Genomic DNA, 14,371 nt, shown 5'->3' with positions numbered 1-14,371 from the left:
AAAAGGAACCGAGGAAACATATGTATTTTGGGGAAAGCATTTTTTATTTCTGACTTTCTATTCTTCGTCATCCTTTTTATCGTAAGCCATTTCAAACAGCATCATTTGGCTGTCAATCTCTTCTTCATCGGGCGCTTTTTCTACATACAAATAACAACCGTTAGAGTCTTGTTCACGTGCTTTTACATTATCACTAAGCAGAGTTAAAAGAATATGTTTGATCCGGTATTTAAGATCCTCATCATATATGGGAAAGGCAATTTCCACTCGTTTTTCCAAATTTCGTGTCATCAAATCAGCTGACGAAAGAAAAGTTTTTTCTTCTCCGTTATGGTGAAAATAAAAGATCCGACTATGTTCCAATAAGCGTCCCACTATGCTTCGAACCCTAATATTTTCGCTAACCCCTTCTATACCTGGACGAAGACAGCAAATGCCTCTGATAATCAAGTCAATCTTAACTCCGGCACGGGAGGCCTCATACAATTGTTTGATGATTTGTTTTTCTGTCAATGAGTTTATTTTTGCAATAATCCTGCCATTGCCATATTGTTCATGGTACTTGATTTCTTCCTCTACTAACTGAAGAAAATCATTGCGAATGTGAAAGGGAGCCAAAGAAAAATGCTCAAAATTGGGCTTCTCCATAAAACCGCTCAGATAATTGAAAAAGTTTGTTGCATCAATTCCAAACTCAGGATGTGATGTAATAAATCCTAAATCCGTATATATTTTGGCTGTTTCTTCATTATAATTACCGGTTCCCAAATGCACAAACCGTTGAATGTTGCTGTCTGATTTCCGGACAACGAGAGTGATCTTGCTATGAGTTTTTAAAAGTGTCTTACCATAAATCACGTGGCATCCAGATTTTTCAAGCTCTTTAGCCCAATGAACATTATGCTCCTCGTCAAATCGCGCTTTTAGTTCAACAAGCACTAACACTTGCTTCCCCCGTTCTGCAGCCTTTTTTAAATTCTCAATGATTGGAGAATGCTCACTTACACGGTAAAGAGTTTGTTTGATTGCCAAAACATCGGGATCTTCAGCAGCGCATCTGATAAAATCAATGACAGGCTCGAACGATTCTTATGGATGATGGAGCAGGATATCCTTCCGTGCCACAACATCAAAAATACTTTGCTTTTCCTCGCTGATATCCCTAATTAGCGTCTTTGAGGGATGAGGGATTAACTTTTCAAAAACTAAATGTTCCTTAATAGGAGCAATGTGTTTATAAAAACTAAATAAAAAGGTTAAATCCAGAGGCCCTGATACCAAATACGAATCGCTCACATGAATGTTATGCTGATTCAACAAGTAGTCAAATATTTCTTCGTCAACTAATTCCTTTGAAAGCTCTAATCGTACTGTTTCTCCCCAGTTCCTGAATTTAAGCTCTTCTTCAATTTCTTTAAGGAGATCCCTTGCTCCCTCCTCTTGTAATTCTAAGTCAGCGTTTCTAGTAATCCTGAATGGTGTTACGGATTTTACCTGAAAACCTCGAAACAGCTTATAAACGAAATGGCTGATCAAATCCTCAATTAAAATAAATTGTCTCTCGCCAGTTTCCGTTTGATTCGACACTTCCACAAACCTGTTAAATCCTTTAGGTACTTGAACAATCGCCACTTTCTTTTCTAAAGGGGGCATTTCCTTTTCATCAGTAAGAACAACCGCAAGATTGATACGTTTATTAGCGAGCATTGGAAAAGGACGATAAGCATCAATACCCATAGGTGTTAACACCGGAAAAACAACTTCATCAAAGTGCCTTTCTAGTTTGATTAAACTTTCTGGCGAAAGGTCATGAATGGAAAGAAAAGTTACATTCTCTTTCCATAATAGGGATAATAGCTCTTTGTAACGATCATATTGTCTTGCTACCATGTCGTGTGTCAGCTTTGAGATTTTTTGCATTTGTTGTTTGGGAGTCAACCCGGATTTATTATCAGGCTTTGTAAACCCTGCGTGTATCTGGTCTTTAAGACCAGCGACCCGGACCATAAAGAACTCGTCCAAATTCGAACTGAAAAAAATTTAAGCTTCTCCAGTAAAGGGTTCCGATTGTCTTCTGATTCTTCCAACACACGTTGATTAAAAGCTAACCAGCTCAATTCGCGATTATTATAATACGCCGGATCATTTAAATTAATGTTTTCTGGCATTTCTCTTCTCACACCTTAATAACTAGAATATTACGTAGGATTCTAACAACAGTTGGACAATTTTTATATATAATGTTATTTATTTTTCCCAACATTATTTTTTAAATGCTTGTCCTGACATTAACCGAGTTAGGGACCATATTTGGAGGTTTTTTTATTGATACTATAAACCAGATTTTCTCAGGTCAGCTTAAACGATACTTTCACCGCTTCCTCGAAAGGTCAAATTGGTCCAACTTTCCTCTTCTTTTTAATTTATGTATGCTGTGTTATTTATGTATCTATTCTCTGATAAATACAACAATCCCCCGTGAAAACCGGGGGTTGTTTTAAAGGATATTATTTAACTAGCTTGAATACACTTTCTGAAACATAGAAGTCTTTTCCGTTGTATACGTTGATACCAGTCAATTCATTTGCAACACCTGAAACCTTCACGATGTTTTTGTTAGCTGGAAGCTCAACCTTTTGGTTTCCTTTTTCCGCTACAAAAACCGGATTATTGGCATCAGTAGTGTCAATACGTGTTGTATAGCCTTTCTTCTCGAAACCTTCTTTTGCATTAGCGTACAATTTGTTCGTTAGCTGACCTAGGTCAAAGCCCATGAATTTTGCCATTTTCTTAGGTAAGTCCGTGTTCTCAACCAATCCAAATAGTCTTTCTGGTCCGTAAGAATATAAGAATACATCTTCACCAGTGTGACCTGTAGATGTGATTCCAAGGTTTGCACGGTTTGCAAGCATATGTGCCATCTCAAGACCTAGATTTTTGGATTCCATTAATTTTCGTTCTTCTTCAGCCGTTAAGTCATCTAACCCGTAAAGAGCAGCAACTTCTTTAAGGTTTGATTTATCTGGCTTCAACTGGCTTAGTGCACCTTCGACCGTCATCTTCGCTTTCTTCAACGGATCAATATAAGCTGATACAGGCGTATGAGGGTAAGTTGAATTCGTGTTCTGGCTACCAATGGACAGACCGCTGTTTCCGTGGTCTGCTACTGCGATAACCATCGTATTGCCGTCTTTCTTCGCAAAGTCTACAGCTTTTTTGACAGCAGCATCAAAAGCCAAGACATCACTGATCATACCTACCGGATCATTCGCATGTGCCGCCCAGTCCGGTTTGCTTCCTTCCACGAATAGGAAGAATCCATCTTTGTCTTTTTTCAGTGTATCAATAGCCTTACCAGTCATGTCCGCAAGAGTAGGCTCAGATGGCTTTGTAGTTGCACGGTCCATATCATAGGCAAGTGCTCCAGGAGCAAAGCTTCCCCAGATTTTATTTGATTTAGTATTTAAAAGCTCATCACGATTTTCTACAAAATCATATTTTTTTCTTTCCAGTTGTTGAAGAAGATCTTCTCCATCTTTTCTGGCATTCTTCCCAGTTCCTGGAGAGAGTGATTCTTTACCGCCGCCTAATACTACATCAATGTTTTGGTAGACTTGCTGTTCTGCAATGTCACCATAATTGCTGCGATGTGTAGTATGGGCTGAAAAATCAGCTGGCGTTGCATGCTGAATTTCCGATGTGGCGATAAGCCCCGTTGCTTTACCTTGCTGCTTTGCACCTTCCAATACATTTGCAACCGGTCTTTGTGCATCTTTTTCACTAACCTGTTCCAAGCCTGGTGATGTAACTACTGAAGGCAATATGCCAATATATTTATCATCTGATTTATGTCCGGTTGCCAGTGCCGTACCAGCTGGTGCTGAATCTGTGATGGCAGACTCGGCTGAATATGTTCTTACTCCACCAGCCATCATTTGATCCATGGCAAGATTCCCGCCCTTGTACCATCTAGACAATGTGGTAGCAGTGGAACTGGTTCCGTCCATAACCATCATAATTACATTTGTAGGCTGTTTCTTTTTATCCTGTGCCTCAACTTCCTCTTTTTTTGGAGCTAACGCAAGAGATGAAATCGCTACAGCTCCTGCTAGAGTAAGTCCTGCTACTTTTTTGCTGATTTTACTCAATTATGTTTCCCCCACTCGTGTTATCTATGAAAACATAGTAATATATGATTGTTAAGTAGCTATGTATTGAATGTAAAAAAACCGGACGATGGTTAAGCTTTTGTAAAAATCCTTAACAATTCACAATATATTTCCATAATAATGGGTACCCCGATTCCTTTATTTTATAGTGTGCTGACAAAAGAAGATATATCCAAGAAGTAACTTCCATCGGACATCATTTTAAAAACACCTCAAAAAGAACTAATCTCCGGTGCTTCATTTGAAAACAACGAGATTAGTCCTTCTTGGCGGAACTTCATTTCTTCCGGTTAATCTTGCAAAAAAATGCGTAATAATGCTCACTCCTGACCATTAATCTAGAACAATATATTCTTTAAGAGCGTTTATTGCTTGTACATTCGTCAAAATGGACCATAGGAAACCGTAGAGAAATACAGTGGATAATAATAAAGGGTAAATTGTCCTCTGGTACCGCCAAACTAGTTGAACACGAAGGAGCCGTAAAACCGGGAACAGAGAAACCAATCACACGAGACTGGTATGAGGTGGAATTTAAGCCCAGCAAAAAGACAACTGTCCCATATCATAAGGAGCAGTTGTCTTTGTTAGTTTAATGACCGTAGATTATTGATTATAGACTTCGCTTATCTTGGAATGATTGGTAGAACAACATGCGTTGGATATTTCTCGTCATGATATATTTTTTGGGTAGCTAGCTTGCTATCTGCATAAGTTCCAGATTTGTCTATTCTAAATGAGTTTAAGTTTACGTCAAATGCAGGAAAGTTGCTGCTTGAAATTTCGACGCGGATTTTATGGCCTTTTTTGAATAAATTGCTCGTGCTTCCTACATGGAAGCGGTATTCATAAATTTCTCCTGGAGTAATTGGTTTTGGATCTTCATTAGAATCTCTATAGCTGGCCCTTTGAATGCCTTCCAATAGATTGATAGCCTTTCCATCTGGATGAACATCCACAAGTTTTACAGTAAAATCAGTATCGTCAACAGAGGAAGAGGCATAAATAATAGCCTGGACTGGTCCGGTCACCTCTAAATCTTCAGTAAGTGTATCCGTTGTATAAACCAATACATCGTTGCGCCCCTCTACTATCCGTTGATCCTTAGGGCCCATTGGAGTTAACGCAGCGTTGCAGCAGCTATGTCCTCCAACACTTGGTACAGGATCAAGCGGGTTATAAACATAAATGTCCGGAATCTCCCTGTCTGGTGTTTGGCGATTCAAGGTTCCATCTCCATTTAAAGAGTTTGCTCTACCTTTGCTGTGAATGTAAAAAGGAGTATATTGCGTTCTGGCTAATGGCCATTCCTGCTCCTGCCTCCATTTATTTTCACCCATGACAAAAATGGATACCGGCGGTTCTTCCATAATGCCGTTCTCTTCACCTTTCAACCAGTAGTCATACCAGCGAATCTGAATTTCATCAACAACATTATTCGCTTCTTCCCCAAAATAGATGTCACCGACAAAGTTGGTCCATGGCATGTGATACCAAGGTCCTATTACCAATTTTTGATTTTTATTCAATTTTGAGATTCCGGTATAATTTCGTATGGTTCCTTCTATGAAGATGTCATACCATCCTCCAATATTCAGGGAAGGTATATTCAACTGATTGTATTTATCCCCCAAGTGCCATTTTTTCCAATAGTCGTCAAAGGTCGGGTGAGAGAGCCATTCATAATAAAATGATGTAATATCACGGTCGATCAAAGGGTGATCGGTAAGTGGCAGATGGTCGTATTCTTCGTTGATGCTTGTATTAATCTTCATTAATTTCCGGGCTGCTTCCGGCTTCCCTTTTCTCATAGCCTGGTCCAGCGATAAAAAGGCAGACCAGGATTGCAGGAAGGCTAAATGGGTCGCACCATTTTTATATGACCAATCTTCATAATATCCGTCATTTGTAAAAGCCGGGGCAATCGCCGTTAGACCATCAGGATTCTCAACAGCAGGGTGCAATTGGGTCGCCCCAACATAGGAGAATCCATACATGCCCACTTTCCCGTTTGATCTCGGCAAATCTTTCACAAATTCAATCGTGTCTAGTCCATCCTGGCGCTCATAATGAAAAGGGTTAAATTCGCCTTCAGAAGCAAATTTCCCTCGTGAATCCTGGGTTACTACAATGTACCCTTGCCTGGCATACCATTCGGGATGAAGATAGCTCATAAATTCAGAATGTGATTTATCGTACGGGGAACGCATAAGCAGAACAGGAAATTTGCCATCTCCTTTCGGATAATAAATATCCGCCAGCAAAGTAACGCCATCTCGCATGACGATTGGTATATTAGCTTCAAGCTCCACGTCATAAATTTGGTTAACAGAAATCATTCACATACCTCCCCGATTTAAATTGTGGATGTTTTTCTTTCACCGACACGATTTGATAAAGTACCGAGCCCTTCCACTTCGACAACAATTTCATCTCCTGGTTTTACCCATGGCTTCGATTCCATCCCCATTGCCACTCCCTCTGGTGTACCAGTTAGAATCAAGTCTCCCGGCTCCAAGGTTATGTACTTGGAAATATATGAGATTAATTCATCACATGCAAAAATCATGTCTGCTGTATTTGAATTTTGCCGTATGTCACCATTAACAATGCAGCGAATTCCCAAGTTATTTGGATCTTCAATTTCATCAGCCGTAAGAATATAAGGACCGACTGGGCACCATGTATCATAGCTTTTGCCTAAAAGCCATTGACCGGAACGGAACTGCAGATCCCGGCAAGAAAAGTCATTTGCGTTTGTGTAGCCGAACACGTGCGAAAGTGCAGCTTCCCTGCTTACATTTTCTGCCTTCTTGCCAATAACGATAGCCAATTCAGCTTCATAATCGAATTGATTTCCGTCTTCCGGAAGAGAAATTTCTTGAAGATGTCCTGTGATTGCATTGTTAAATTTACTAAATAAGATTGGAAATTCCGGTATGGCCATTCCTGTTTCGTCTGCGTGGCGCCTATAATTGAGACCTACACAGATGATTTTTCCAGGAGATGGTACGCTTGGCCCAATTGTTATCGAAGATTCCTCATGGAACCAGGGTCCCGCTTTGTTTTCTTCCTGAATTGCGTTAGAAATAAAGTGATCCAAGTTACTTTTAGCAGCTTCACCTCCACGTACTAGCTCGTCCATTGTAACCGGGATGCCGTGCTCTTCCCCAAGGTGATTTTTCGCAAGGGCAACATCGATAATTCCTTTGTCCGTTTTAACACCTAAAGTAAGACCATGGCTGGAACTGATTGTTAGTAAGCGCATACAAAATTCCCCTTTTCAAAGATGTCGGAGCTTTCCTTTGTTAAAAAGTAAGCTTCATAGACTATTGTACAAATTATATGATTCTATCACCATACTTTTCTTCTACTTCATAATCATGGGATGCAAGCAGGAAATCAGCATCATTGCATGCACGGGCAACTGCAGCCATTTCGTCGCGTTTGGTCCAGTAGTGGTTACCGCTTGGCCAGTAGTTCCCATATATTTCACGATAATGGCGGGTTTGAAGTCCGATATTATAAATGGCATCGCTGCAAATAACTGCAGTACCTTTTGATGTTTCGACATACACGAATTGCATTCCTGGTGAATGGCTTTTCGCAAAAACGCACTTCAATCCAGGAACGACACTAACAGGCCCTGATTCTTGTCCATCCAATAGCCACAAAGAGCCAGGTTTATAAAGCCTTTGGAACATATGCTCCATATCTTCATAAACATACTGCCCGCCCATAACTCCGCTGAATCCTGCTTCCATTTCCTTACGTTGAACGACTGCAACTGCATCTGGAAACTTATAGACAAGGCCCGCGTGATCCAAATGAAGGTGGGTTAGGATGACATGGCCAATATCCTCCGGTTTTACACCATGTATGGCTAGCTGATTTTCAATTTTTTGCTCTTCTCTTTGTGTAGCCTTCATCCCCAAACGCCCCATTATTTCGGTAGTACGAAATCCTGCATCAACCAAAATTGGCTTTTCCGCTCCTAAAATCAGAAAAGCATAGGTTGGTACCTTAACGGTTGTGCCAGGAGCATGTCCTAACACTGTAAAGCTAGCTTCCGCTTCTATATCTCCAAGATTCATAATACGGATTTCTAATGACATACCGCTTCCCCCTTTTTTATATTCTTTTATTCTTCATTTACGACAGCAAGGCATTCCGTTTCAACGGATATACCGCCCCACAGACCAGCTACCCCGACTACAGCACGTGTTGGTGCAGATTTTACATCAGGAAAGAACTCTGAATATACTTCATTAAACTCGTCAAAATCCTTAATGTTAGCCAAATAGACTGTCACTTTTAATACATTGCTCAATGACGATCCTCCAGCCTCGATGACCGCTTGCATATTTTTTAACGTTAAACGCGCTTCTTCCTTGAAATTCCCGCGTACCACTTCTCCGGTGTTATGATTAATAGGTCCGTTTCCGCCAACGACCAAAAGATTGCCATACCTTGTTGCTGGTGAATACTGGCCTACCGGCTGTGGTGCATCATTGGTCCATACTACTTGCTTCGTCATCATCTTCAGCTCCCTATCATATGTTAGGACTATTTTAACATTTTGAATTTTCGGAAACATTGAACAATCATCCAAACTTTTGTACTTCTATTTGTATATTTGTCTAAAAAATGCTGCTGTGGGCAGATAGAAGGAATTTTGAAGACTGTAATAGAATAAAAGTATAGCTGGTGTATTCGGAATATGCTGATATATATGGAATGAATCTAACTTAAACTTAGCCTGACATATCTTAAATTGGCTGATAGATGTCAGTTTGGCTGATATATCTCTAGCTAATTTAGCTGATATATTTCAAATTTGGCTGATTTATTCGAAATTCAACAGATCTACCTCAAACTTGGCTGATATATTCGAAAATCAGTTGATTTATCTCAAACCTGGCTGACACATCTCAACATTAGATGATATTTCCTAAATTTAAGCGGAGACTCTCAAATTTAGTTGGTATATAGTAAATTATTGCTTTTTTATTTGTTCGGGAGGACTGTCGATGATCACACTTCGTGAAATCATGAATATGCCTTGTCTTTCCAGGGCACAAGTTATAGCTGGAGCTTCAGGGATAGATCGCCATGTTTCCTCGGTAACTGTGACAGATGTGCCTGACTTCTATCAATGGCTGCGCGGAAATGAATTTATCTTAACGACTGGTTTCGCCTTTCAGGGAAATGCAGAAAGTTTGGTCAAGAGCATTCCTTTCCTTAAAGAAGCTAATGTAAGCGGGCTAGGCATTAAGTTTAACCGCTATTTAACTCAATTACCGGATACTGTTGCCACTGTGGCTGACGAATTGGGAGTACCGATTATTTCCATCCCCTATGAATGCTCCTGGACCGATATTATCAACCCAATTATGACGGAAATTATCAATCTGCAGGCTGCCCAGCTAGAACGTTCCAATCATATCCGAAAACAGTTGATTGAACAGGTGCTTGGCCACGGAGGACTTCTGGAAATAGCCCGTTTATTGGTGAATTTTGTACAAAATCCAGTTGCGATCATTGACTTGGCTTCCAATCAGTTGTTTTCTTCCTACTCAAACATGCCGATTCTGACTGGCACCGACCCCGTTTCTGGACTCTATCTGCCCGGAAAAGATGAGGCACTTACAGTGATTCAAGAAATCCCGAAAATTTCCCGCATCCGGGGGAGCAACCCCCGGGTAATCGTCCCGATTGAAGCCCTTCATACGAAGACCGGTTATATTGTATTGCTGGAAAAAAACAGGCCCTTTTGTCCGGAAGATATCATCCCTCTAGAGCAAGCCACCATTGTAGCCGCATTGGAAATTGAAAAAATGGAGGAACATCGAAAAGCGAAACGAAACCTAAGGCATAATCTTCTTCGCCAAATGTTTGAAGACGACTCTTTCTCATACAACATGGCTAAAATGTCATTTCAAGAGGTCGGCTGGGAGCTAGGAGAACATTATGTTGTCACAGCTATCGATATACATATAGAACCAAAAAATCCCGCCCATCCAATGCGATCGATTTGGGAGATAAAAGAGTATATTTTAAGGAATTTCTCACGCCTTTTTACTTCAGGTGTCATTATAGGCCTTGATGGTGGACAGCGCTTAATCGTTTTGCATCCAATAAATCTAGAAAGAAATACTAATGCTGAACTAGATCTGTTTACAAAGGAATTGAAATCGAAGCTATCCTATCTGTTGAAGGAAATGGGTCAGGAAACCGCCTTTCTAAACATTGGAACAGGTCGGTTCCACGAAGGATATAAGGGGATTCATATAGCTTACAAAGAAGCGATTCAAGCATTAACAATAGGTTTACGGATTTTTGGCCAAGATCATATCACACATTTTTCCGAGCTTGGGCTATATAGAATTTTCCATCACGAAGCAATACGCAGTGAGCTTGAATTATTCTTTCAGGAAATGCTCAACCCTCTTATATCAAACCAGAAGGAAAACAAAGAATTACTTGAAACCTTGCGTGTCTTTTTAGAAACGGGTGGAAATTACAGATTAACGGCAAAAAAATTATTCCTGCATCATAATACCGTTCGTTATCGAATTGAATCCGTAGAAAAGCTGTGCAACGTTGATTTAAAAAATGATAATGACCGTCTAAATTTAGCGATCAGCTTAAAACTCCTTCCTCTTTTTAAAACGGCTGATGATCCATTCGTTTAACAAAATGATCAAATACTTCAAGCTCTTTTGGAACCTGCTCACCGAGCCTATTATCACGATATTTTCAGTAATCACCAATATTCTTTATATTGCAACAATTCATTTTTTTGTGTAAGATATACCTTGTCGAAAAAACAGATTGGTGGTAAACAACATGAAAACATTAGAACGCATTAGTCACTTTGTAGGGAACACGTTTGCGATTTGGGTGCTATTGTTTGCGGCTCTCGCTTTCTTTTCTCCTTCTACTTTTACTTGGATCGCTCCATACATCGTTCCCTTACTTGGAATTATTATGTTCGGAATGGGATTAACCATATCCGCTAATGACTTCAAAGAGGTACTGAAACGTCCAAAGGATGTCGCCGTTGGCGTTGTAGGACAATTTGTAATCATGCCTTCCCTCGCCTTCATATTGGCAAAAGCTTTACAACTTCCGCCGGAAATCGCGGTAGGCGTTATATTGGTAGGCTGCTGCCCAGGTGGAACGGCCTCTAATGTTATGACCCTTTTAGCCAGGGGCGACGTTGCATTGTCTGTAACGATCACTTCCATTACTACACTTCTGGCACCGATTGTCACTCCTGCTCTTATCTTGTTTCTTGCACGTGAATGGGTGCCTGTCGATGCTGGTGCACTGCTTTTATCCATTGTAAAAATGGTGCTGCTTCCAATCCTGCTTGGGTTTATTGTACAGAAACTATTCAAAAAGCAGGCTGAAGCAAGTGTTAAAGCCCTTCCGCTTGTATCCGTGGTAGGAATTGTGGCAATCGTTTCAGCTGTCGTAGCGGGCAGTCAAGAGCAAATCGCCAAAACGGGATTAACGATCTTCGCAGTTGTTGTATTACATAATTTGCTAGGGTATACACTTGGATTTGTATTCGGGAAAATCTTCAAAATGGATTTATCCAAGAAAAAAGCGGTTGCCATCGAAGTAGGAATGCAGAATTCCGGATTGGGAGCGGCTATAGCAACACAATTTTTCAGCCCGTTGTCAGCCGTACCATCAGCCATTTTTAGCGTATGGCATAACATATCAGGACCTATCCTTGCAACGATTTTCAGCAGGATGGGAAAAACCAGAGGGGATTCTTTGCATTCTAATTCCCTAAATCAAAACTGATAAAGATTATTAGAATAGTAAAATTTTTCTAACATCGGCCTCTTTCCGGCATACAAACGGGGAGAGGCCGTTTAATCTTCTGTTAATTATTTTCCTAATTAAAGAAATGTTTTCAGAATGGTTCATAGTTCACCGAGTGCAATTGCCTTATTTTAAATGGAAAGCTATACAGCCATCACATTGTGAGTTTATAAAAACACGAAAAAACCCTAATCCCAGTATTGATTGGGAATAGGGTTTTTAAAGTCTGGTGCAATGTTACGGTATGTTTAATATTTTATAGATAGAAAATAAATGATAACCATGAAGACAAGAATGATAATGAGTGTTGAAACAATGGTAACTTGTACGTTTGAAGGTGAAAACGTTTCTTCTATAATTTCTCGTTTCTTACGCACATAGTTTTGGGTGGCCAATAAAACAATCCCAATTCCCAGAACACACGCAAAAAGCCCTAACACAATACTTATCATATCAATCATTTCATTACGGACACCTATGGTAAAATGTAAGCTTGTCGTAAGAAATCCAACGCCAATAATTGACACAACTGTTCTTATCCAGGCCAGATATGTTCTTTCATTCGCTAAATGTTGTTGAGCGTATTTTAATTGATTTTTTTCTTTGATAGATTCCTTTTGTTCGTGCTCTCTCTTCGATTTTGTACTCATCTGATCTCCTTTAAGCCGTTTACAGATGTACTGCCAATATGATGGATATGAATGATTTCAGGACCGAAAATCTCATGTAAAAGCTTGGCTTCTTCCTGAAACTTCAAAATCCATTCCTCGTTAAAGGATTTTACTTCAACTTTTCTCATGTAGATCCCCCTTCCCTCTTTTAGACTCCTATCTATTTTACTAAACACTACAGTTAAATAATAATTTTTATAACAAACCTTGCCCTTTTTCCTAAAGACTAATATGGACAGCAGGTGGTAAATTCACTTAGCTTTTATAAAATATCCAAGCTTATTTATTTGAAACTGGTTTTCTTTTTAATTAAAATAAAAATAACAAGGTTACTATTTGTGCATCTGTTACTTTTTAGTTAGACAACATACAGCATCACAATAAAAAAGCGAGGTGCCAAAATGAACTTGTTAGATTCAAAGGTCATTCATACAAAATTTGAAACAGAAATTTTTATAGATGAAAGCGAAAGCATCGAACTACGTAGCGTCCATTTCCCCAAAAAAGACCTCCGTTATTATGAATGCATGATCGGCCTGGATTTAATCAGAATTAGGGATAATAAATTTTATGGCTGGGAAAAAAACTATTTTGGAATTAGAATAACTAGTGACATGCAATCCATTGCCATCTTCGAACCCCATCAGCAAAGTATTTTTGCAGTGAAAAACGAACAGGAAACGCAAGGGACGAAAGAGTTGGTGGATTATGTCCTGACAGAATCCCATACATTTAAGAAAATGATTACTAAGAGGATTGAGCAGCTTAGACAAACCAATGTTGTCACTGAAGATGATATAAAAGAAGTTAGAGGAAGACTGGAACTGCTAGAAAAACTTCGAGATATACGTCATGAAGATATTGAATAGGCATTTCAAAGCAAAATAATGGCTTGAGAGTCTCTTAGCCAGTGTTTGGAACATTTTCATCTGGCGAAAAAACAGAATATAGTTTGTTTTTTCCCCATACTTATCAACCACTGTTTCCCCTCTTCAAATCCTCAAATGTCAAGGAAAAAATTCCTTACTTACAATCTTTTATTCAAATTAGACATTTTTGTTAAATATCGAGAAAATACCTTTTTTACCAGATTTAAAATGGTTACAATAAGTGCATAAGATATGTTTCGTGCAAATCAAAAGGAGATGAAATCGGATGGAAGAACAGCCAAGCTTATGTCCCAAGGTTGAAAAGAGCTTTGAACTTATCGGAAAACGGTGGACTGGTTTAATTATTTATGTATTAATGAGCGGACCAAAGCGTTTTAGTGAAATCCATACCATGATTCCCGATTTGAGCAAACGTATGCTCAATGAGAGAATGAAGGAATTGGAGGAGCACAATATTGTTGTGCGCCATGTCATTACTGATCGTCCTGTAAGGATCGAATACTTACTTACGAAAAAAGGAACGGAATTGGGGAAGATTCTTGGCCCAATTAGCGATTGGGCGGAAAGCTGGATCAAAGATTAACCTCCATGCCTTATTAGGCAGGCGGTGTTAGATCGATAAGCTCTCTTATCATTAGAAAAAATCTGAGATTTACTCATTGTACTTAAGACCAGCTTGGTTATAGAACATCACGGAGAAAGACATCAAAGATTTCCGGAACGAGCGCACGAAATGAAAGAGGATGCGATTACAAGGACTAAAGAAGCAGCGGCACATTTTAACATTTCAAAAGATTCAGCA

At 39.5% G+C, this 14,371-nt stretch carries 11 protein-coding genes and 1 pseudogene; 4 read left to right on the top strand and 8 right to left on the bottom strand.

The features are described 5' to 3' along the window. Positions 1–57: 57 nt before the first annotated feature. The 6 genes and pseudogenes from CUU64_RS15100 to CUU64_RS15070 all read right to left on the bottom strand — a co-directional run bounded on the left by CUU64_RS15100 (position 58) and on the right by CUU64_RS15070 (position 8,706). A pseudogene (locus CUU64_RS15100) lies at positions 58–2,168 on the bottom strand (RNA degradosome polyphosphate kinase). 339 nt (positions 2,169–2,507) lie between these two features. Continuing rightward, positions 2,508–4,148: an alkaline phosphatase gene (locus CUU64_RS15095; protein WP_101634418.1), complete on the bottom strand. Its 1,641-nt coding sequence runs from the start codon at positions 4,146–4,148 to the stop codon at positions 2,508–2,510. A 647-nt stretch (positions 4,149–4,795) separates the two neighbouring features. Further along, positions 4,796–6,508 (bottom strand): CocE/NonD family hydrolase, encoded by a 1,713-nt coding sequence (locus tag CUU64_RS15085; protein ID WP_101634416.1) that lies wholly within the window; start codon positions 6,506–6,508, stop codon positions 4,796–4,798. Positions 6,509–6,525: 17 nt separating this feature from the next. After that, positions 6,526–7,437, bottom strand: a complete 912-nt coding sequence (locus tag CUU64_RS15080) for a fumarylacetoacetate hydrolase family protein (RefSeq protein ID WP_101634415.1) — start codon at positions 7,435–7,437, stop codon at positions 6,526–6,528. Between the two features lie 73 nt (positions 7,438–7,510). Next, entirely contained in the window at positions 7,511–8,284 is a 774-nt protein-coding gene (locus tag CUU64_RS15075) for an N-acyl homoserine lactonase family protein (RefSeq protein WP_101634414.1), read from the bottom strand. Positions 8,285–8,310: 26 nt separating this feature from the next. Beyond that, a complete protein-coding gene (locus CUU64_RS15070; protein ID WP_101634512.1) occupies positions 8,311–8,706 on the bottom strand; it encodes a RidA family protein in 396 nt (131 codons plus the stop codon). Between the two features lie 493 nt (positions 8,707–9,199). Between CUU64_RS15070 and CUU64_RS15065 the strand changes: the two genes are divergently transcribed. Together CUU64_RS15065 and CUU64_RS15060 are read left to right on the top strand one after the other, a co-directional pair. Continuing rightward, positions 9,200–10,864, top strand: coding sequence for a PucR family transcriptional regulator (locus CUU64_RS15065; protein ID WP_101634413.1), 1,665 nt, complete (start codon positions 9,200–9,202; stop codon positions 10,862–10,864). Between the two features lie 154 nt (positions 10,865–11,018). Beyond that, the gene (locus tag CUU64_RS15060; RefSeq protein WP_101634412.1) at positions 11,019–11,987 is read left to right on the top strand and encodes a bile acid:sodium symporter family protein; all 969 of its coding nucleotides are present in this window, start codon (positions 11,019–11,021) and stop codon (positions 11,985–11,987) included. A gap of 269 nt (positions 11,988–12,256) precedes the next feature. Here CUU64_RS15060 and CUU64_RS15055 read toward each other — a convergent pair whose 3' ends face one another. Beyond that, a complete protein-coding gene (locus CUU64_RS15055; RefSeq protein ID WP_101634411.1) occupies positions 12,257–12,658 on the bottom strand; it encodes a YidH family protein in 402 nt (133 codons plus the stop codon). Further along, entirely contained in the window at positions 12,655–12,807 is a 153-nt protein-coding gene (locus tag CUU64_RS15050) for a GrpB family protein (RefSeq protein WP_101634410.1), read from the bottom strand. The genes CUU64_RS15055 and CUU64_RS15050 overlap by 4 nt, the downstream gene beginning before the upstream one ends. Positions 12,808–13,080: 273 nt before the next feature. On the opposite strand from CUU64_RS15050, the gene CUU64_RS15045 reads away from it, so the two are divergent. Both CUU64_RS15045 and CUU64_RS15040 read left to right on the top strand, forming a co-directional pair. Next, positions 13,081–13,548: a hypothetical protein gene (locus tag CUU64_RS15045; RefSeq protein WP_101634409.1), complete on the top strand. Its 468-nt coding sequence runs from the start codon at positions 13,081–13,083 to the stop codon at positions 13,546–13,548. 286 nt (positions 13,549–13,834) lie between these two features. Then, on the top strand, positions 13,835–14,152 hold the full coding sequence (locus CUU64_RS15040) for a winged helix-turn-helix transcriptional regulator (RefSeq protein ID WP_101634408.1): 318 nt from the start codon (positions 13,835–13,837) through the stop codon (positions 14,150–14,152). The last annotated feature ends 219 nt before the right edge of the window (positions 14,153–14,371 follow it).

Origin of the sequence: Bacillus sp. V5-8f (assembly GCF_002863565.1) — a bacterium.
GTDB lineage: Bacteria > Bacillota > Bacilli > Bacillales > DSM-1321 > Peribacillus.
Note: the sequence above shows the minus strand (reverse complement) of the source record. Positions and strands in the feature narration are given on the sequence as shown.

What these genes read in the sequence shown, in the direction of transcription:
- CUU64_RS15085 (WP_101634416.1), bottom strand. Translation starts at nt 6,508, where the DNA reads ATGATTTCTGTTAACCAAATTTATGACGTGGAGCTTGAAGCTAATATA.
- CUU64_RS15080 (WP_101634415.1), bottom strand. Translation starts at nt 7,437, where the DNA reads ATGCGCTTACTAACAATCAGTTCCAGCCATGGTCTTACTTTAGGTGTT.
- CUU64_RS15060 (WP_101634412.1), top strand. Translation starts at nt 11,019, where the DNA reads ATGAAAACATTAGAACGCATTAGTCACTTTGTAGGGAACACGTTTGCG.
- CUU64_RS15040 (WP_101634408.1), top strand. Translation starts at nt 13,835, where the DNA reads ATGGAAGAACAGCCAAGCTTATGTCCCAAGGTTGAAAAGAGCTTTGAA.
- CUU64_RS15070 (WP_101634512.1), bottom strand. Translation starts at nt 8,706, where the DNA reads ATGACGAAGCAAGTAGTATGGACCAATGATGCACCACAGCCGGTAGGC.
- CUU64_RS15075 (WP_101634414.1), bottom strand. Translation starts at nt 8,284, where the DNA reads ATGTCATTAGAAATCCGTATTATGAATCTTGGAGATATAGAAGCGGAA.
- CUU64_RS15050 (WP_101634410.1), bottom strand. Translation starts at nt 12,807, where the DNA reads ATGAGAAAAGTTGAAGTAAAATCCTTTAACGAGGAATGGATTTTGAAG.
- CUU64_RS15065 (WP_101634413.1), top strand. Translation starts at nt 9,200, where the DNA reads ATGATCACACTTCGTGAAATCATGAATATGCCTTGTCTTTCCAGGGCA.
- CUU64_RS15045 (WP_101634409.1), top strand. Translation starts at nt 13,081, where the DNA reads ATGAACTTGTTAGATTCAAAGGTCATTCATACAAAATTTGAAACAGAA.
- CUU64_RS15055 (WP_101634411.1), bottom strand. Translation starts at nt 12,658, where the DNA reads ATGAGTACAAAATCGAAGAGAGAGCACGAACAAAAGGAATCTATCAAA.